At 63.1% G+C, this 18,664-nt stretch carries 22 protein-coding genes; 14 read left to right on the top strand and 8 right to left on the bottom strand.

All coding sequences use genetic code 11. The features are described from left to right. Positions 1 to 148 precede the first annotated feature (148 nt). Entirely contained in the window at positions 149 to 952 is an 804-nt protein-coding gene (locus NKI49_RS17040; RefSeq protein ID WP_352604634.1) for an alpha/beta hydrolase, read from the top strand. Positions 953 to 1,066: 114 nt separating this feature from the next. Here the strand turns inward: NKI49_RS17040 and NKI49_RS17045 are convergent, their stop codons facing one another. Then, positions 1,067 to 1,369 (bottom strand): BolA family protein, encoded by a 303-nt coding sequence (locus NKI49_RS17045; protein WP_352604636.1) that lies wholly within the window; start codon positions 1,367 to 1,369, stop codon positions 1,067 to 1,069. Positions 1,370 to 1,553: 184 nt separating this feature from the next. Here NKI49_RS17045 and NKI49_RS17050 point away from each other — a divergent pair, with 184 nt between their 5' ends. The 6 genes from NKI49_RS17050 to NKI49_RS17075 all read left to right on the top strand — a co-directional run bounded on the left by NKI49_RS17050 (position 1,554) and on the right by NKI49_RS17075 (position 7,334). Next, positions 1,554 to 2,174 (top strand): J domain-containing protein, encoded by a 621-nt coding sequence (locus NKI49_RS17050; RefSeq protein WP_027023331.1) that lies wholly within the window; start codon positions 1,554 to 1,556, stop codon positions 2,172 to 2,174. A gap of 123 nt (positions 2,175 to 2,297) precedes the next feature. Then, positions 2,298 to 3,284 (top strand): cobaltochelatase subunit CobS, encoded by a 987-nt coding sequence (gene cobS, locus NKI49_RS17055; protein ID WP_027023330.1) that lies wholly within the window; start codon positions 2,298 to 2,300, stop codon positions 3,282 to 3,284. Positions 3,285 to 3,295: 11 nt separating this feature from the next. Continuing rightward, the gene (gene cobT, locus NKI49_RS17060) at positions 3,296 to 5,194 is read left to right on the top strand and encodes a cobaltochelatase subunit CobT (RefSeq protein ID WP_352604639.1); all 1,899 of its coding nucleotides are present in this window, start codon (positions 3,296 to 3,298) and stop codon (positions 5,192 to 5,194) included. Then, positions 5,191 to 6,210, top strand: a complete 1,020-nt coding sequence (locus NKI49_RS17065; protein ID WP_352604641.1) for an esterase-like activity of phytase family protein — start codon at positions 5,191 to 5,193, stop codon at positions 6,208 to 6,210. Before cobT ends, NKI49_RS17065 begins: the two co-directional genes overlap by 4 nt. A gap of 279 nt (positions 6,211 to 6,489) precedes the next feature. After that, on the top strand, positions 6,490 to 6,852 hold the full coding sequence (locus NKI49_RS17070) for an ArsR/SmtB family transcription factor (protein WP_352604762.1): 363 nt from the start codon (positions 6,490 to 6,492) through the stop codon (positions 6,850 to 6,852). Further along, on the top strand, positions 6,849 to 7,334 hold the full coding sequence (locus tag NKI49_RS17075; RefSeq protein ID WP_352604643.1) for an SRPBCC family protein: 486 nt from the start codon (positions 6,849 to 6,851) through the stop codon (positions 7,332 to 7,334). The genes NKI49_RS17070 and NKI49_RS17075 overlap by 4 nt, the downstream gene beginning before the upstream one ends. A gap of 25 nt (positions 7,335 to 7,359) precedes the next feature. Here the strand turns inward: NKI49_RS17075 and NKI49_RS17080 are convergent, their stop codons facing one another. The 3 genes from NKI49_RS17080 to rpmB form a co-directional block, all read right to left on the bottom strand. After that, positions 7,360 to 8,040 (bottom strand): spermidine synthase family protein, encoded by a 681-nt coding sequence (locus NKI49_RS17080; RefSeq protein WP_352604645.1) that lies wholly within the window; start codon positions 8,038 to 8,040, stop codon positions 7,360 to 7,362. A 22-nt stretch (positions 8,041 to 8,062) separates the two neighbouring features. Then, positions 8,063 to 8,749: a queuosine precursor transporter gene (locus NKI49_RS17085; RefSeq protein ID WP_352604647.1), complete on the bottom strand. Its 687-nt coding sequence runs from the start codon at positions 8,747 to 8,749 to the stop codon at positions 8,063 to 8,065. Between the two features lie 161 nt (positions 8,750 to 8,910). Then, positions 8,911 to 9,210: a 50S ribosomal protein L28 gene (gene rpmB / locus NKI49_RS17090; RefSeq protein WP_352604649.1), complete on the bottom strand. Its 300-nt coding sequence runs from the start codon at positions 9,208 to 9,210 to the stop codon at positions 8,911 to 8,913. A 256-nt stretch (positions 9,211 to 9,466) separates the two neighbouring features. On the opposite strand from rpmB, the gene NKI49_RS17095 reads away from it, so the two are divergent. From NKI49_RS17095 to NKI49_RS17105, 3 genes are read left to right on the top strand one after another with little or no spacing between them, the layout of a single operon-like run. Further along, complete coding sequence (locus NKI49_RS17095) at positions 9,467 to 10,255, top strand: DUF3108 domain-containing protein (protein ID WP_352604651.1); 789 nt, start codon at positions 9,467 to 9,469, stop codon at positions 10,253 to 10,255. Between the two features lie 22 nt (positions 10,256 to 10,277). After that, positions 10,278 to 10,445, top strand: coding sequence for a hypothetical protein (locus NKI49_RS17100; RefSeq protein ID WP_352604653.1), 168 nt, complete (start codon positions 10,278 to 10,280; stop codon positions 10,443 to 10,445). Further along, positions 10,442 to 11,116: a lysoplasmalogenase gene (locus tag NKI49_RS17105; protein ID WP_352604655.1), complete on the top strand. Its 675-nt coding sequence runs from the start codon at positions 10,442 to 10,444 to the stop codon at positions 11,114 to 11,116. Before NKI49_RS17100 ends, NKI49_RS17105 begins: the two co-directional genes overlap by 4 nt. On the opposite strand, the gene NKI49_RS17110 is transcribed toward NKI49_RS17105, so the two are convergent. Then, on the bottom strand, positions 11,113 to 11,541 hold the full coding sequence (locus NKI49_RS17110; RefSeq protein WP_352604657.1) for a cupin domain-containing protein: 429 nt from the start codon (positions 11,539 to 11,541) through the stop codon (positions 11,113 to 11,115). The two genes, NKI49_RS17105 and NKI49_RS17110, sit on opposite strands and share 4 nt — an antisense overlap. A gap of 21 nt (positions 11,542 to 11,562) precedes the next feature. Next, a complete protein-coding gene (gene gloB / locus NKI49_RS17115; RefSeq protein WP_352604659.1) occupies positions 11,563 to 12,330 on the bottom strand; it encodes a hydroxyacylglutathione hydrolase in 768 nt (255 codons plus the stop codon). A 174-nt stretch (positions 12,331 to 12,504) separates the two neighbouring features. Between gloB and NKI49_RS17120 the strand changes: the two genes are divergently transcribed. From NKI49_RS17120 to NKI49_RS17135, 4 genes are all read left to right on the top strand, one after another. Next, positions 12,505 to 13,287, top strand: coding sequence for a class I SAM-dependent methyltransferase (locus NKI49_RS17120; protein WP_352604661.1), 783 nt, complete (start codon positions 12,505 to 12,507; stop codon positions 13,285 to 13,287). A 123-nt stretch (positions 13,288 to 13,410) separates the two neighbouring features. Beyond that, entirely contained in the window at positions 13,411 to 15,234 is a 1,824-nt protein-coding gene (locus NKI49_RS17125; RefSeq protein WP_352604663.1) for an ABC transporter ATP-binding protein/permease, read from the top strand. A gap of 85 nt (positions 15,235 to 15,319) precedes the next feature. Next, positions 15,320 to 16,123 carry a DUF1194 domain-containing protein gene (locus NKI49_RS17130; RefSeq protein WP_352604665.1) on the top strand — a complete coding sequence of 268 codons (804 nt, stop codon included), beginning with the start codon at positions 15,320 to 15,322 and terminating at the stop codon, positions 16,121 to 16,123. Positions 16,124 to 16,438: 315 nt separating this feature from the next. Then, complete coding sequence (locus NKI49_RS17135) at positions 16,439 to 16,759, top strand: DUF1330 domain-containing protein (protein ID WP_352604667.1); 321 nt, start codon at positions 16,439 to 16,441, stop codon at positions 16,757 to 16,759. Between the two features lie 9 nt (positions 16,760 to 16,768). Here the strand turns inward: NKI49_RS17135 and metW are convergent, their stop codons facing one another. Both metW and metX read right to left on the bottom strand, forming a co-directional pair. After that, positions 16,769 to 17,383 carry a methionine biosynthesis protein MetW gene (metW, locus tag NKI49_RS17140; protein ID WP_352604669.1) on the bottom strand — a complete coding sequence of 205 codons (615 nt, stop codon included), beginning with the start codon at positions 17,381 to 17,383 and terminating at the stop codon, positions 16,769 to 16,771. A 58-nt stretch (positions 17,384 to 17,441) separates the two neighbouring features. Beyond that, positions 17,442 to 18,608 carry a homoserine O-acetyltransferase MetX gene (gene metX / locus NKI49_RS17145; RefSeq protein WP_352604671.1) on the bottom strand — a complete coding sequence of 389 codons (1,167 nt, stop codon included), beginning with the start codon at positions 18,606 to 18,608 and terminating at the stop codon, positions 17,442 to 17,444. Positions 18,609 to 18,664 lie beyond the last annotated feature (56 nt).

The raw sequence follows: 18,664 nt of genomic DNA on the forward strand, positions 1-18,664 counted from the left end.
GAAATGTTCCACATTCCTCATGGGCGACCGGTTGTCAGCCCCGCGTATTTCGACGAATTGGCCAAGTTCCTGCCTTGTTTCCAACCCTTGAGTGGACGCTCGCTATGCTCTGCGTGCACTTTTGCCCCGGGGCGGTCAGGAGAGAAAGATGATCGGCAGGCGAACCCTGCTCTTGGCGTCGATGACGGCGCTGTTGCCTTCGGGAACCGCAGCGCTTCGGGGCCGGCAACCGGTTCCCCGGAGCTTCGATTACGGGCCTGCCAAGCTCGACATCTATGCGCCCGAAGGCGCGGGCGGACTGCCGGTGGTCTTCTTCGTGCATGGCGGTGCGTGGCGGCTCGGCAAACGCAGCCAGGTGGACGCCAAGCCTGCCTTCCTGCTCGCCAACGGCTTCTGTTTCGTCTCCATCGACTATCGCATGCTGCCCGAAGCCGACGTCGCCACCCAGGCCGGGGACGTGGAAAAGGCCTATGCCTATGTGCGCGCCAACATCACCCAACATGGTGGCGACCCCAACCGCATCGTCGGCATGGGCCATTCGGCAGGCTGCCATCTGATTGCCTTGACCGGCATGCGCGGCGGGTTGCCGCGTGTCGCGGCGCTCATCCTCGACGACACCAGAGCCTATGATCTTGCGGCCCTTGCCAAAAATGGCGACATGGTCCGCGCCTATGCCCGGGCTTTTCCCGATCGCTCGCAATGGGCGGCACTTTCGCCGGCCAGCTATGTCGACGGCCGCAAACATCCGCCGACCTTCATCGCCTATTCGCGGGCGCCGGGGCGAGGCGCGGACTCGAAGGCCTTTGCCGAGCGCCTGCGCGCCACCGGCACCGAAGTCGTGCTGTTCGACGGCAGCGCCTACACGCACATGTCGATCAATCGCGATTTCGGCGAGGATGGCGACGCGCTGACAGACGCCGTGCTGGCGTTCCTGAAGTCGACTGTCGGCTGATCGCCGAACCTTCCGACGAACTGGCGGCTCGCGCCGACACCTGCGAGCGGCACGCTGTCGCAGCGCGGGCCACTCCTCATCGAAGCGGTGATCCGATGGCCGCGAAGGGCGGGCCTACCAGCGGGTATTCTCGCCGGGAGCGGCCGGCTCGATCGCCAGGGCGTGCACGCCAGCCTTCAGTTCGTCGGCGAGCAATTCGTTGACGGCGCGATGGCGCTCGACGCGGCTCATGCCGGCAAAAGCCGAAGCGACGACGCGGACGCGAAAATGCGTCTCGCCGCTGCCGTCAAAGGCGCCGTGATGGTCGGAACCGTGATGGTGATGGCCCGCGTGGAGATGGCTCTCGTTGATGACGACCAGCCGGTCCGGCGAAAATGCCTTGTTGAGCTTGTCTTCGATGATCGCCTGTATGGACATCGCCGTCTCCCTTCACCATCTATTGCCGGCATCACATATTGCTGGCGCACCAGCCTTGGGGGCCGCTGCCACACAACAAAATCCGCCATTCGCCCGCTTTATGCCGCGATTCAGCGGTTAGGGCGATCATCGCGAAAATGTCAATTCTTGTTTCGCATCTGCGAACGCCCCATAAATGGGTTAGATGAAGCCGTACCCAAAATATTTCGAGAAGATTCGCGTCCGCCCCGACAAGGACGCGGAGCTGAAGTCGCACTCGCCGATCTGTCAGTGGGATGGCTGCAAGGAGGCGGGCACTCATCGCGCGCCGGTCGGGCGCATGAAGGAGGGCGAATATTTCCGCTTCTGCTTCGACCATGTGCGCGAGTACAACAAGGGCTTCAACTATTTCTCCGGCGTGCCGGACACCGAGGTCGCGCGCTTCCAGAAGGAAGCCATGACCGGCCACCGGCCGACTTGGAAGATGGGCGTCAACGGTGCCTCGACGCGTTCGTCGCCCGACATGGCGCAGATGCGTTCCGGCCGTGCCGGTTATTACAATCGCATGCGAGACCCGTTCGATCTGTTCAAGGGGCCGAAGGATCCGCGCGAGGCGCGCGAGCGCAAGGCCAAGCCGCTTGAGGCCAAGGCACTGGAAACGCTTGGCCTTGATACAAAGGCGACTGGCAAGGAGATTAAGGCGCGCTATAAGGAGCTGGTGAAGCGCCATCATCCGGATGCGAATGGTGGCGACAGAGGTTCGGAAGACCGGTTCCGCGATGTGCTGCAAGCCTATCGCGTGCTCAAACAGGCGGGCCTGTGCTGAGCGACCACACGGTTCGTGTCGTTTTCCAACTTTCATAAGGTTGGAAAAGGCTTTAAGACCGCCCCCGGACAAAATCGATTGCCGGCGAAACGGCATGTTTCGCTCGTGGAGACGTTGAGAGATATGAACAAGGTCGATCGCGACATCGCCAACCTGCCCGATACGACGGTGTCGGTAAAGGAAAAATTCGGTTTCGAGTCCAAGATGGTGGTGCCGGCCTATTCGGTGACATCAGAGCATGTGCCCGACATCGATCCGGACTATCTGTTCGACAAGGCGACGACCATGGCGATCCTCGCCGGCTTCGCCTACAACCGCCGCGTCATGGTGTCTGGCTATCACGGCACCGGCAAGTCGACTCATATCGAACAGGTCGCCGCCCGCCTCAACTGGCCTTGCGTGCGCGTCAACCTCGACAGCCATGTCAGCCGTATCGATCTCGTGGGCAAGGACGCGATCGTCGTCAAGGAAGGGTTGCAGATCACCGAATTCCGCGACGGTATCCTGCCATGGGCCTACCAGCACAATGTCGCGCTGTGCTTCGACGAATACGACGCGGGCCGTCCGGACGTGATGTTCGTCATCCAGCGCGTGCTGGAATCGTCGGGCCGGCTGACGCTGCTCGACCAGAGCCGGGTCATCCGCCCGCATCCGGCGTTCCGGCTGTTCTCGACCGCCAACACGGTTGGCCTTGGCGACACCACCGGCCTCTATCACGGCACGCAGCAGATCAACCAGGCGCAGATGGATCGCTGGTCGATCGTCACTACGCTGAATTACCTGCCCCATGACAACGAAGTGAACATCGTGCTGGCCAAGGCCAAGCACTATCGCGATGCCAAGGGCAAAGACATCGTCAACAAGATGGTGCGCGTCGCCGACATGACCCGTTCGGCCTTCATCAATGGCGATCTGTCGACCGTGATGAGCCCGCGTACCGTCATCACCTGGGCCGAGAATGCCGAGATCTTCGGCAATATCGGCATGGCGTTCCGGCTGACCTTCCTCAACAAGTGCGACGAGTTGGAACGCTCGGTGGTCGCCGAGTTCTACCAGCGCGCCTTTGGCGAAGATTTGCCCGAAAGCGCCGCCAACGTGGTGCTGGGCTAAGCAGGGCCTCCATGGCAGGTCCGGGCGACAATACGCGCAACAAGTCGAAGACGGGGTCTGAAGCCGACAGCTTCAAGCGCGCCGTCACCGTCTGCATGCGCGCCATTGCCGGTGACAAGGAAATGGAAGTCGGCTTCGCCAAGGACCGGCCGGCACTTGCCGGCAGCCGGGCGCGCCTGCCCGAACTGCCGAAGAAAGCTTCGAAGACCGACATCGCGATCACCCGTGGACTCGGCGATTCCATGGCGCTCAAGCGCGCCTGCCACGATGTCCGCATCCACACCAAGCTGGCGCCGGAAGGCAAGGCGGCCCGCGCCATCTACGACGCGGTCGAGCAGGCCCGCGTCGAAGCGATCGGCAGCCGCGCCATGCAGGGCGTCGCCGACAATATCGGCTCGATGCTGGAGGACAAATACGCCAAGGCCAATCTCGTCGACGTCAAGGACAAGGCCGACGCGCCGATCGAGGAAGCGCTCGCCCTGATGGTGCGCGAGAAGCTGACCGGCCAGCCGATTCCCAAGAGCGGCGAGCGGCTTGTCGAGCTCTGGCGCCCCTGGGTCGAGGAAAAGGCCCATGCCGATCTCGACGGCCTGTCGGCCAAGCTCGGCGACCAGCAGGCCTTCGCCCGCGTCGTGCGCGAAATGCTCGCCTCCATGGAAATGGCCGAGGAACTCGGCGACGACCAGGAGACGGAAGATTCCGAGGACAATGACGACAACCAGCCGCAGGGCGAGGAGCAGAGCGAGGAGGGCGGCGACGACGATTCCGGCTCCGAGCAGTCGCAGTCCGAGGACGCCGAGGCGTCGGCCGACGACGAGCAGTCGGCCGAGACGGAAGCTTCCGACGCCACCGCCGACGACCTGTCCGACGAAGACGACGCGGATGCCGAGACGCCCGGCGAGGCGCGCCGCAACGACAATCCCTTCACCAATCTGCCGAAGGAAATCGATTACAAGGTTTTTACCACCGCTTTCGACGAGACAGTCGGTGCGGAGGAGCTTTGCGAAGAGGAAGAGCTGGATCGGCTGCGCGCCTTCCTCGACAAGCAGCTTGCCAATCTGTCCGGCGTCGTCGGGCGGCTTGCCAACCGGCTGCAGCGCCGACTGATGGCGCAGCAGAACCGATCCTGGGATTTCGACCTGGAAGAGGGCTATCTCGACCCGGCGCGTCTGGTGCGCGTCGTCATCGACCCGATGCAGCCGCTTTCCTTCAAACAGGAACGCGACACCAAGTTCCGCGACACGGTGGTGACGTTGGTGCTCGACAATTCGGGTTCGATGCGCGGCCGGCCGATTACGGTCGCCGCCACCTGCGCCGACATATTGGCGCGCACGCTGGAGCGTTGCGGCGTCTCGGTCGAGATTCTCGGCTTCACCACCAGGGCCTGGAAGGGCGGGCAGGCGCGCGAGAAATGGCTGAAGGACGGCAAGCCGCCGAATCCCGGCCGGCTCAATGATTTGCGCCACATCATCTACAAATCCGCCGACCACCCATGGCGGCGGGCACGGCGCAATCTCGGCCTGATGATGCGCGAAGGCCTGCTCAAGGAAAACATCGACGGCGAGGCGCTGTTGTGGGCGCATAACCGGCTGATCGCGCGGCCGGAACAGCGCAAGATCCTGATGATGATCTCCGACGGCGCCCCGGTCGACGATTCGACCCTGTCGGTCAATCCGGGCAATTATCTCGAGCGCCATCTGCGCGCCGTCATCGAACTGATCGAGACGCGCTCGCCGGTGGAACTGCTGGCCATCGGCATCGGCCATGACGTCACGCGCTATTACAGGCGCGCCGTCACGATCGTCGATGCCGAGGAACTGGCCGGCGCCATGACCGAGCAATTGGCCTCGCTTTTCGCCGAGGAAAGCGCGCGCGATACGCGCCGTGGCGGCATGCGGCGCGCCGGATGATCTTTTCTGCGGGCGGCTTTCGGCAGACGCTCTTCGCAGCCATCACCCTGGCTTCCAGCATGGCTTCGGCGCTGGCAGGCTCGACCTCGGTCGAACCAGTCGAAATCTCGGCCCGCCCGATCACGCAGTTCCAGATCGGCCGCGCCGACAAGCAGTTCGGCCCACTCGAGTTCGTCGGCGGGCTGGAAATGACCTCGCCGAGGCGCGATTTCGGCGCGCTGTCGGCCTTCCGCTTTATAAGGGCGGGCAGCGATTTCATTGGTGTCGCCGATACTGGCTTCTGGTTTTTCGGCACGGTGGTCCGCGACGCCGACAGGCGGCCGTCCGGTATTCAGAACTTCAGTATGCAGCAGATGGTCGACGAGACCGGCCAGCCGATCGACGAGAAATGGGAAGTCGATGCCGAAGGTCTCGCCGTCAAGGATGGCATCGCCACTGTCGGCTTCGAGCGCAGCCACCGCATCGCCCAGTTCAAGGTCGACCCGAGTGACATGAAGGCGCCGTTCCGGCAGCTGGATTTCCTCATTCCGGCCAGGGAACTGCGCCAGAATCGCGGCTTCGAAACCGTTACCCATGCCAATGCCAGAGGCCAGCATCAGGGCGGGCTGGTGGTGGTTTCGGAAAAGAGCCTCGACAAGGCCGGCAACATCTATGCCGCCATTATCGAAGGCCCGCACAAGGGCGTGTTCACCGTCAAGCGCAACGGCGACTTCGACATCACCGACGGCGCCTTCCTGCCGGATGGCGACCTACTCTTGCTGGAGCGCAGCTTTTCGATGGCTCGCGGCGTCAAGATGCGGCTGCGGCGCATCCATGGCGAAGGCGTCGAGAAAGGCGCCATCGCCGACGGGCCGGTGCTGCTGGAGGCCGACATGGGCTACCAGATCGACAATATGGAAGGGCTCGACGTCTGGACCCGCGACGACGGCGCGCTGATGGTGTCGTTGATCTCCGACGACAACCACTCGATCCTGCAGCGCAATCTCTATCTGGAATTCATCCTGCACCAGGACTGATCGGCGCTCCAGCTGCGAAGCTGAAGTTGAGGAATATTCAACGCCAGGTTCGATTTGGTCGGACGCCTTCCCCCACTCCGTCGCTGCTTCGCAGCGCCACCTCTCCCCCCTCCGGAGGGAGAGGAAGGGAGTCTGGTTTGGCGAACGCATGCCCTTCCTCTCCCCCGTCGATCGGGGGAGAGGTGTCGAGCGAAGCTCGACGGAGTGGGGGACGACGACTGTTCGAAATACTTTAGTGCTAACTTGACAATTCTTCTTATCGAGACAATACTCAAGCCCATGCTTAACTATTCCGAGATTGATGGCATTCTCCGTGCGCTAGTCGAGCCGACCCGTCGCCAGATCCTGGAACGGTTGAGCCGCGGACCGGCCACGGTCAGCCAGCTGGCGGAGCCGTTCGGCATGACGTTCGCGGCCGTGCTGCAGCATCTCCAGGCGCTGGAGGCCTGTGGGCTTATCCGCAGCGAAAAGACCGGGCGGGTACGCACCTGCCGGATCGAGCCGGGCGGGCTCGGCCCGCTCGCCGACTGGATTGCAGAGCGCCGCATACCGGCGGAACGTCACCTCGACCGTCTCGGCCAGATCCTGGCGGAGACAGACCAATCGCCCCCGAAAAATCAGGAAAAGGACGAACAGCAATGAACCAGATCGCCCCTGTCAAAGACGAGCATTCCGTCATCCACTCCACCTTCAACATCGAGCGGATCTACCCGCAGTCGCCGGCCCGCGTTTTCCATGCCTTCGCCGACAAGGCGACGGTCCGGCGCTGGAGGATCGAAGGTGATGGCTTTGCCATCGCCGAATTCAGCTTCGATTTTCGCGTTGGCGGCGGCGAGGTGTCGCGCTTCAGCTATGGCGGTGGCCCAGAGGTCAGGCTTGATGCTCAGTTCCAGGACATCGTTGCGGACCAGCGCATCGTGTTTTCCTACAGGATGGCAATCGGATCGCAACCGATGTCGGCATCGCTGACTACGGTTCAACTGACACCCTCGGGTGGTGGCACAAGGCTGACCTATACCGAGCAGGGCGCCTTTTTCGACGGCGTCGATTCCGCGCAGGGACGTGAGGAAGGAACCCGCGGGCTGTTGGAAGCCCTTGCGGCGGAACTCCAGAAGTCGAAGTAAACCGATCCGCTGCCCGGCTCTCCGGTCAGGATAGCGAGCCGTTGGTGGCGATCCAGATGACATGGCGCGCGCCGCGCTTGCCATTGGCGCGCGTGTTGACCTCCTCGACTGTGAAGCCGGCCTGCTTCAGCCGCCGGGTGAAGCCGCTGTCGGGGCCTTGCGACCACACCGCCAGCATGCCGCCCGGCTTGAGGGCGGCGCGAGCGGCGCCAAGGCCGGCCAGGCTGTAGAGCGCGTCATTGGATTTGTGGACGATGCCTTCCGGGCCATTGTCGACATCGAGCAATATAGCGTCATAGCTCGATGCTTGCGCCCGTAGCAGCTGCCCGACATCAGTCTCCTGGATGGTGACGCGCGGATCGTCGAGACAGCCGCCAAAGACCTCGGCCATCGGGCCGCGCGCCCAGGCGACCACGGCTGGCACCAGCTCGGCGACCACGACGCTGGCATCACTGCCGAGTTCGGCGAGAGCGGCGCGCAAAGTAAAACCCATGCCAAGCCCGCCGATGAGGATTCTTGGCTGGCGATGGCCGGCAATCCTCAGGCAGGACAGTTTTGCCAACGCTTGCTCGGAGCCGCTGAGACGGCTGTTCATCAGCTCGTTGGTGCCCAGCATGATCGAAAATTCTGACCCGCGCCGTTTGAGGCGAAGCTCCTGCGCGCCGTCGGGCGTCTTTGCAGAGTCTAGCTGAACCCAGGGAATCATTGCCTGGTTCCACTCTTCGGAATCACGGCGATGCGGCCAGTGCCGGCTGGCTCCAGCGGGTAGCGAGCAGCCGGTAAGGGATGAGCGCCACCACGGCGATGATCAGCTTCACGCTGAGATCGCCCAATGCCCACGAAACCCAACGCATGGCGTCGACATGGAAAACGCCCATCAAGGGCGCGGTTTCGAGCGCGAAACTGTCGTTCGGACCAGTGAAGGCGAAAGCGGTGGAAAAAGCGACAGTAAAGAAAACGGCGGTGTCGAACACCGATCCGACCAGCGTGCCGACGATCGGCGCGCGCCACCAGCTTTGCCGGCGCAGCCGGTTGAACACGGTCACATCGAGCAATTGCGCACTGAGGAACGCCGCGCCGGATGCCGCCGCGATGCGCACCAGCCGGTCGGCGGCGGTCTCGAATTCGATGAGACCATGGCGGAACAGGAAGGGTGGGACAAGGATCGAGCAGACCACCGCGGTCATGAAGCCGACAAAGACGATCCTGCGCGCCACGGCGGGGCCGTAGCGGCGGTTGGCGAGGTCGGTGACCAGGAACGAGAAAGGGTAGGTGAAGGCGCCCCAGGTCAGCAGGTCGGCCAGCGACAGGCCGCCGACCTGGCCCTGCATCGGGAACTGCACGAGAATGTTCGATGCCACGACGACAAGCGCCATGGCGGCCACGAAGGGCAGGTATCGCGAGAAGGAAGTCATTTTTTTATCCTGGGTAATGGAACCAGCGGAGCACGATGCCCATCCGGGCGATGCTCGCTTCGTATCTGGGCATCGGATTGTCGAACCTTGCGGTTGCTATCCGATGCCCACGGGCCAACAAGAAGTTGGCTAGGGCGGTCGTCCCCCGCCTTGAAAGGGTGTCAGGCTGCGACGGACTGCTCTGCGAGCTTCTTGGCGATCTGCTTCTTCAAGAGGCGCGCGCGCTGCGACAGGTCCTTGACGTCGGCCTTGGCCAGGAAGGCGTCGAGACCGCCGCGATGTTCGACCGAACGCAGCGCGTTGGCGGAAATGCGCAGACGCACATTCTGGTTCAGCGCTTCCGAGATCAGCGTCACATTGACGAGGTTGGGCAGGAAGCGACGCTTGGTCTTGTTGTTGGCGTGGCTCACATTATTGCCGGTCTGGACTGCCTTGGCAGTGAGTTCGCAGGTGCGGGACATGGTTCTACCTTCAGTTCTCTCGGCCCTGTCAAACCTTTGTGCCCACGCCGGGTGGCGCGCGGTTCTGGTCAGGCGGCCTTATGGAAAAAGTTGGCGTTCCATAGTTGCATTTCGCCAATGCGTCAAGCTCCGGCTTGCCTTCGCTTGCGACGGGCATTTCACATTAAGGCCGGATTTCATCCTATAAGCGGTCCAACAGGGACATGCCAAGCCGGAGTTGCATACCTCCGGCCGAAAATCGAGGACCGATCCCGCCATGCTTCGTTCGTCGCCTGCCCTTGTCGCCGTGCTTGCCATCGCCTTGCCATCGGCTGCGTCCGCCGCTTCGCCGCAGTCCTTCAAAGGCGAATACACCGTATCGTTTCTCGGTCTTTCGATAGCGAAATCGACCTTTTCCAGCCGTTACGAGAACGGCATCTATTCGATCGACGGAAGCGTCTCCGCGGCGGGTCTCGCCAGACTGTTCGACGATACGCGCGGCACGGTCTCGTCCAAAGGCACGATTTCGGGCCAGAAGATGGTGCCGCAGGCGTTTCGTGCCGACTACACCTCGGGCAAGAAAGCGTCCGCGATCGACATCCGCTTCGCCAATGGAAACGTGACCTCGACGCAGGTCATTCCGGCGCCTGGCAAGCGCGACCCCAAGAGCTGGGTGCCAATCAGCGCCGGCGACCTGGTATCGGTGCTGGATCCGATGGCGGCGACCGTCATCCATGCCGACAGTCTCGATAAGGTCTGCGGCCGCACGGTAAAGTTTTACGATGGCGAGATGCGCGCCGACCTGACGCTGACCTACGCCTCGAAAGGCACGATCTCGGTGCCGGGCTATAAGGGCGAGACCGTCACCTGCCGGATGGGCTTCGAGCCGGTGGCGGGCTACCGCAAGGGCCGCAAGGCGCTCAATTATCTCAAAAACCGCAGCCGCATGATGGTGACGTTTGCGCCGCTTGGCCAAACCGGCGTATATGCGCCGATCCACGCCACGGTCGGAACGCAGATCGGCACCTTGACCATCAGCGCCCGGCATTTCGAAGCTATACAATAGGCCAGGCGCGCTGGAGGCGGGAATGGGGCGCGCAATGTTGATCGGCTTTTCGGCGGTCGCGGGCATGTGGGCCAAGCCTTCGCTGCGCATCCTTGCCGCCGGCATGCTCGTCGCGGGGAGCGCGGGGCTGCCGGAAAGGTTGCTGTTCCTGCGCAAGTCGGCCACGGTTGGGGACGGAGCCAGGGCATGACGATGCCATTTGCCGGCGGCATTGACGCCAATGCCAATGCGACGCTGATCTTTTCGCTGGTAGCGGCGGTGATCTACGCGTTCACCCTGGGCATGCCGCCGACGCTCGCCCGCTCGGCGGCGAAGACGCTCGCCGTAGCGATGCTTGCCGTGCTGGCGGCGCTGCAAGGCGGCCCACCGCTTTTGGTCGCAGCCCTCGCGTTCAGCGCCGTTGGCGACGCGTTCCTGTCACGTGACGGCGAAAAGGCGTTTCTCGGCGGGCTGGCCAGTTTTCTCGTCGCCCACATCGTCTATATCGCGGTTTTCCTGCGCAGCGGCGGCGGGCTGGAATTGCTCGGCGCCGAATCGTGGCGTGGCGCGATCGCGCTGGCCATGGCGGTGTTTGCGGCGGTCATGCTTACGGCGCTTTGGCGCCGCATCGGTCCCGGCCTGCGTCTTCCGATCGCCGTCTATATCGCAGCGATCCTGGCGATGGGCATGTCGGCGCTGACGACAAGCAATCTATCGCTGATCGGCGGCGCCATCCTGTTCATGACTTCCGACGGGCTGCTCGCGACGGACAAATTCCTGGTGGCTGCCATCTCGCCGCATCGCGTCTGGATGCGCTTTGCCGTCTGGACGTCGTACTACGCTGCTCAGCTTGCGATTACGCTTGGTTTCTTGCTGAGCTAGGATTGTTTCGGCTGCCAGCCCGGCGCGGCCAACTCGAAGGCCGCGAAATCAAAGCCCGGCGCGACGGTGCAGCCGACCAAGGTCCACTCGCCCAGGCTGCGCGCCGATTGCCACCAGCCCGCCGGCACGACGACCTGCGGCCGCTCGCCCGCTGCCAGTTCGGCGCCGAGCACCTGTTCGATCACCGCACCGCCTTCATCCCACATCGACAGCGCCAACGGGGCGCCGGTATAAAAATGCCAGACCTCGGCGGCGTCCTTGACCCGGTGCCAGGCCGAAACCTGGTGCCGCTCCAGCAGGAAATAGATAGCGGTCGAATGGCCGCGCGGGCCGCCGGCGCCATCGCGAAAGGTCTCGGCGTACCAGCCTCCCTCCGGGTGCGGCTTCAGTCCGAGCGTCGCGATAATTTCGGCGGAACTGGTCATGGGCTCGACAATACCACCAGGCTAGAAATTGTCCTTGCGCTTGCGGATCTCGGCAAAGACTTCGGCGTCCGAAGCTTTCTCCAGCCCAAGATGTTTGCGGATCGCCGGATCGTGCCAGCGCAGGAACGGATTGGTCGACAATTCCTCGCCGATCGTCGTGGGCAGCGTCGGCTTGTTGTCGGCGCGCAACGCCTCGATCCGGGCAGCCCGTTCCTTCAGCGCCGAATTGCTCGGGTCGACGGTCAACGCGAAACGGGCGTTGGCGAGCGTGTATTCGTGGCCGCAATAGATGACGGTCGCGGCCGGGAGTGCGGCAAGCTTCTTCAGCGAGTCGTACATCACTGGCGGCTTGCATTCGAAAAGCCGCCCGCAACCAAGCGCAAACAGCGTGTCTGCGGTGAACGCCACTTTCGATGCAGGCAGGTAGTAGGAGACATGGCCGGCGGTATGGCCGGGGGTGGCGATCACCTCTATCCGCTCGCCGCCGAGATGAAGGACCGACCCCTCTTCAACGGTCTCGTCAATGCCGGGGATCTTGGCCTTTTCCGCTTCCGGGCCAACGATGCGCAGCTTGAAACGCTCCTTCAGCGCCAGATTGGCCTCGACATGGTCGATATGGTGATGCGTGGTCAGGATCATCGTCGGCGTCCAGCCGGTGCGCTTGATCGCGGCCAGAATCGGCGCCTCTTCAGGGGCATCGATGATAGCGGTCTGCCCGCTTTCCGGGTCATGCACCAGCACGCCGAAATTGTCGGTGCGGCAGGTGAATTGTTCGACTTCAACGGGCATCGCATCTCTCCATTGTCGCCGCAGACATAGGGTCCCAACGCGCCGATGTCATCACGAGAAGTCAAATGTCATCCCGGGATGTCGAACGCCGCCCAGGGACTCCCAAGTCATCCTGCAATGTCGGCGGCACCGGCCTTTGTTGAATCCCGCGCGCTTCACGGCTACATCCCTCACATGCATTCCGACATCGTCGATCTTCGTTCCTTCTACTCGACAACGCTCGGCAGGTTCGCCGAACGCTCGATCACCATGGCGCTATCGTCGATATGGGCCGCCGTGCCCAATGAACGGCTGGTTGGCCTCGGCTACACCTTGCCCTGGCTGGAGCGTTTCGGCACCGATGCCGAGCGAGTCTTTGCCTTTATGCCGGCGACCCAGGGCGCCGTGGTCTGGCCGGCGGTCGGGCCGACGGCGACGGCACTGGTCTTCGACGAGGAACTGCCGCTGGTCGATTCCTGCATCGACCGCATGCTGCTCGTCCATTCGCTCGAACATGTCGAGAATCCGCGCGAGACGCTGAACGAGATCTGGCGGGTGTTGTCGCCCGCCGGGCGCGTCGTCATCGTCGTGCCAAACCGGCGCGGTGTCTGGGCGCGCTTCGAGCACACGCCGTTCGGCAATGGGCGGCCTTTCTCACGCGGACAGCTCACCGAATTGCTGCGCGAGGCGAATTTTACGCCCGCGGCATGGTCCGATGCGCTGTTCTTCCCGCCATCGCGGCGGCGCTTCATGATGCGGTTCCACAACGTGCTGGAGCGGGCCGGCCGGCGGTTGTGGCCGATCTTTTCCGGCGTTATCGTCGTCGAAGCGCAGAAACGGCTTTATCAAGGCGTGCCGGTCGTCCAGCGCGCGTCTCGCCGCGTTTTCGTGCCGGTGCTGTCGCCGCATGGCGCGACACGGCTCGGCCGCCGGGCCGTGGAGACCACGCCGCCGGCTCCGCAGATGACACCTTCGTGATCATGACAGGAACTTGCGCCGCCCGGCGTTTCCCGACCTATCTGTCGCTTGCGGCTCATTGAGACCAATGCGGCCGACCATCAGCGGTTTCAGCACTCAATCTGAACGCAAGGACCTTTGGGTATGGCTTACCATCCGGACAACGATGCCTCCGCCCTGCCGGTTGCGGTCGAAGCCAGCAGTCTGCGCGATCAGGTGGCGACGATCAGGCAGGCGCTGGCGGAATCGCCGGTTCGCAAGTGGCTGTTCTGGACGTCGGTCGGCATGATGGCTGTCATCGTCGCGACCTCGATCGGCCAAGTTCTGCTCAACCGCTGGAACCAGCCTTTCTACGATGCGCTCGCGCGCCGCGACATGGCTGCCTTCCTGCACCAGCTTCTCGTCTTTGCAGTCATTGCCGGCGGGTTGCTGGTGCTCAACATAGGGCAGACCTGGCTCAACCAGATGATTAGGCTGAAACTTCGCGAGGCGCTGACGCTCGATCTGATCGACCAGTGGATGCGGCCGGCGCGCGCTTTCCGCCTGGCCAATGCCGGCGCCATCGGCGTCAACCCCGACCAGCGCATGCAGCAGGACGCCGCGCACCTCACCGATCTGTCCACGGATCTCGGCGTCGGCCTGCTGCAGTCGTTGATCCTGCTGGTGTCCTTCGTCGGCGTGCTGTGGGAGCTGTCTTCGGGCTTCGTCTTCCATATCGGCGGGACCTCGCTTGCGATACCGGGCTACATGGTCTGGGCCGCCATCCTTTACGCAGGCACCGCGTCATGGCTGAGCTGGCTGGTCGGACGGCCGCTGATCCGCCTCAACAGCGACCGTTATACGCGCGAAGCCGAGTTGCGCTCCTCGATGGTGCGCGTCAACGAGAATGTCGATGCCATCGCGCTGTACCATGGCGAGGCGGATGCCAGGCGACGGCTCGGACTCGACCTCGGCACTGTGCTGGGCGCCATGCGGCGCATCTACACCGCCCAGATCAATCTGTCCTGGGTGACGGACACCTATGGCTGGATCACCGTCGTGGCCCCCATCCTCGTTGCCTCGCCGGTCTATTTTTCGGGCGACATCAGTTTTGGCGGGCTGATGATGGCGGTCGGCGCCTTCAATCAGGTGCATTCCTCATTGCGCTGGTTCATCAACAACATCGGCAGCATCGCCGACTGGCGCGCAACGCTGATGCGCGTTGCGGACTTCCGCATCGCGCTCGCTGAAACCGATGTGCTGCACGATAAGGAAAAGCGCATCGAGTTCGGCGACAATGCCGATGGCAGCCTGACTTTCGAAAAGCTCGAAGTGGCCTCACCGGATGGATGCACCAAGCTCGCCGACCAGCATGTCGAGATACGTCCCGGCGAGCGCGTCATGATCACCGGCGATCCGGGCGCCGGCAAGACATTGTTCTTCCGCGCCATTGCCGGCCTATGGCCATGGGGCAGCGGGCGAATCGGCCTGCCCGCGGGAGAAACGCCCATCTTCGTGCCCCGCGTCCCGTATTTCCCGACCGGTACGTTGCGCGAGGTTCTCGATCACCCGAATGGACGCGACCCGGCGAGCGATGCCGAGATTTCGGCGGTTCTTGCCGAGGTCGGCCTGCAACGGCTGTCGTCCTCGCTCGACCGCTCCGCGCGCTGGGAGCGGGAGCTGGGCGATGACGAACAACGCTCGCTCGCCTTCGCCAGGCTCGCCTTGCGGCAACCAAAATGGGTAATCATCGACGAAGCCCTGGATGCGTTCGACGGGCCGTCGTTGAGGCGGGTGCTGTCGATGCTGGAGAAGCGTCTGCCCGGAGCCGCGGTGCTCAACATCGGACGCGGCCAGCACAACAATCATTTCTTTCCACGCGCTTTTACAATCGTGAAGGATGCCGGCGTGCCGGCGCTGAAACCCGTCCGCGTCAGGGCCGGCGCCATCGAGCCGCCGCCCGCCGCCGCCGCCCGCCGCAAGGCGTAGCCATTGTTCCGGTTTCTGGCGCGAAGCTTTATTTTGCCGTGATCGCGAGGGAATATCCGCCGGAGAAACAACCCCGGCATCGGCCATGCTTGATGCTCTGCGCCTGCTTGCCTGTCTTGCCTGCGCCCAGGCAGTCCCCGTTGCCTCGCCGCCGGATGGGCTGGCCGTCGACGTCGAACTGGTACTGGCGGTCGACATCTCGCTGTCAATGGACGAGAAGGAGTTCGCCCTGCAGCGCGCCGGCTATGTCGAGGCGCTGCGGCATCCCGATTTCATCCAGGCGGTCCGCGCCGGCAAAACTGGCCGCATCGCGCTCGCCTATTTCGAATGGGCCGGCACGGTGCGCGACGACGCCGTCATCGGCTGGCAGATCGTCGACAGCGCCGAGAGCGCCGGCGCCTTCGCCGACAAGGTGGCGGCGCGGCCGTTCCGGAGCTTCCGAGGCACTTCGATCTCCGGTGCTCTTGCCTTCGGCGCTGAGCTTTTCGATCGCACGGCTTTCGAGGGCGATCGCAGCGTTATCGACATTTCCGGCGACGGTCCGAACAATATCGGGCCGCCGGTCACCACGACGCGTGACGCGGCAATCGCCAAGGGCATCGTCATCAACGGCCTGCCGATCCTGGTCAATCCGTCGCCAACGTTCAGCCATCTCGATCAGTATTATGCGCAGTGCGTCACCGGCGGGCCCGGTTCCTTCGTGCTGCCGATCTACGCGGCCGCCGAATTCTCGACGGCGATCCGGCGCAAGCTGATCCTCGAAGTGAGCGGCATTCAGGACAGACCCGGGTTCATCCCCGTCGACACCGACGCGCCCGTCGACTGCCTGCGGGGCGAGCGGGACAGGCGGTTCTTGTCCGATCCGTATTTCCCAGAACTCGACCGCTGAGCCTCTTGGCCCGACCAGCCTAGATGGGAGGTTCATTGTTTCACGGAAACGGTGAACGATAAAAAACCGCCGCTCGTGTCATCCATCGCACTGCCGTCCAACCGCCGCCAAATGATGATTCCGGGGACCTAGCGCCTCAATTGCAACACCCTCGCCAATAGATGACGTCTGAAACGCTATCGCGAAGCCAAAGCGGCCCTGCCTGCGATCGCATGGAATCCTATTACGTCAGGCGTAATCGCCTTGCGGCCGGCACCGGGGCAGATTGCCCTTGCGAGGCCGGCTGATGAGGCTTCGGATCAGGGAGTTTCCATCATGACTGCTTACGCCGTCGCCCATATGCGCAAAGCCACAATGGGTGCACAGATTATTGAATATCTGCATAGGATCGACGCCACGCTGGAGCCCTTCGGCGGCCGTTTTCTCGTCCATGGCGGCGATGTGGAGGTGATCGAGAACGACTGGCCGGGCCACCTCGTCATCATCGAGTTCGCCGACCGGCAGCATGCGCGCCGCTGGTACCATTCACCAGCCTATCAGGCGATACTGTCGCTGCGGACCGATAATTCCGAGGCTGACGTGGTATTCGCCGACGGTGTCGAACATCCACACAAGGCCACCGATATCCTGGAGTAGGACTAGGCTTTATCGCTTCAGCAAAAACACTGCCTGCTGGCCGAAGAAATTCCAGAACCACCACGGCATCGACAGGCCGATCTTCTGGCCGTTGGCGTCGAGCGCGGTTGCCCTCTCCACCGTCGCGCCAAGCTCGTCGCACAGATTGACGAAGTCGCGGATGGTGCAGAAATGGATGTTGGGCGTGTCGTACCAGGAATAGGGCAGGTCCTTGGTCACCGGCATGCGGCCCTTGACGAACAGCGACAGGCGCACCCGCCAATGCCCGAAATTGGGGAAGGAAACGATGGCGCGGTTGCCGATCCTGAGCAATTCGTCGAGCACCAGTTTCGGATTGCGGGTCGCCTGCAAGGTCTGCGACAGCACGACGAAATCAAAACCCTTGTCGGGATAGAATTGGAGGTCCTTGTCGGCATCTCCCTGAATGACCGAGAGGCCGCGCGCCACGCATTCGTTGACACCGCGCTGCGACAGTTCAAGACCGCGGCCGTCGACCTGCTTGGTGTCCTGCAGCAATTCGAGCAGCAAACCATCGCCCGAGCCGACATCGAGCACGCGGGATCGCGGCGGGATGAGGTTGGCGACGACTTCGAGGTCGACGCGCTGGTCGCGGTTGACGCTCATGGTTCTTTCCTTGGCCAGGCACATTTTCCCAATCCGGACGATGCCCGATTTTGCCGGATCATAGACTTAGCCCTCTCGCCCTCGCGGCCGAGCCGATGAAGCCGTTGATGGCGGCAAACAGTTCCGGTTCGTCGAGCAGGAAGGCGTCATGGCCACGATCGGTCTCGATCTCGACGAAGGACACCGATGCGCCGGCGGCGTTGAGCGCATGCACGATCGAGCGGCTCTCCTCGGTCGGAAACAGCCAATCCGAGGTAAAGGACACCAGGCAGAAGCGGGTCTTGGTGCCGGCGAAGGCGTCGGCCAACAGGCCGCCATGGTCGGCGGCGAGGTCGAAATAGTCCATCGACCGCGTCATATAGAGGTAGGAGTTGGCGTCGAAACGATCGACGAAGGTCATGCCTTGATGGCGCAGATAGCTTTCGATCTGGAAGTCGGCGTCGAAGCCGAAGGTGAGCGCCTCGCGATCCTGCAAATTGCGGCCGAATTTGCGGTGCAGGGCAGCTTCCGAAAGATAGGTGATGTGGGCGGCCATGCGCGCCACCGCCAGCCCTTTTTCCGGGCGCTTGCCATGTTCGAAATATTTGCCGGCATGCCAGTCCGGGTCGGCCATCACGGCTTGCCTACCGACCTCGTGGAAAGCGATGTTCTGCGAGGAATGGCGGGCGCCAGTGGCAATCGGCAGCGCCGAGAAGACGCGCTCCGGATAGCTCGACGCCCATTGCAGCACCTGCATGCCGCCCATCGAGCCGCCGAGCACGCAAAACAGTTTTTCGATGCCGAAATGGTCGATCAGCATCTGCTGCGCGCGCACCATGTCGCGGATGGTGATGACCGGCAGGTCGAGCCCGTAGGGTTTGCCGGTGACGGGATTGGTCGAGGCCGGACCGGTGGAGCCAAGACAGCCGCCGATGACGTTGGAGCAGATGACGAAGAAGCGATTGGTGTCGATGATCTTGCCGGGGCCGATCAGCACTTCCCACCAGCCGGGTTTGCCGGTCACCGGATTGGTGCTGGCGACGTGCTGGTCGCCGGTCAGCGCGTGGCAGACCAGGATGGCATTGGAGCGGGCGTCGTTCAGCGTGCCGTAGGTCTGATAGGCGATCTGGAATGGCGACAGCAGCGTGCCGGCGTCCAGCTTCAGTGGCTTGTCCGCCCCAAAGCGCAACACCGGGCTCGACGGTTGGTCGGCCTCGTTGGTCTTCCCAGCGCGCAGAGCGGCCATTCGCATCTCTCTTGCTGCACCTTGCCTTGCGAAAATCGCCGCCGATGCGTTCGTCC

The sequence above is a fragment of the Mesorhizobium sp. M0587 genome (assembly GCF_040320945.1).
GTDB lineage: Bacteria > Pseudomonadota > Alphaproteobacteria > Rhizobiales > Rhizobiaceae > Mesorhizobium.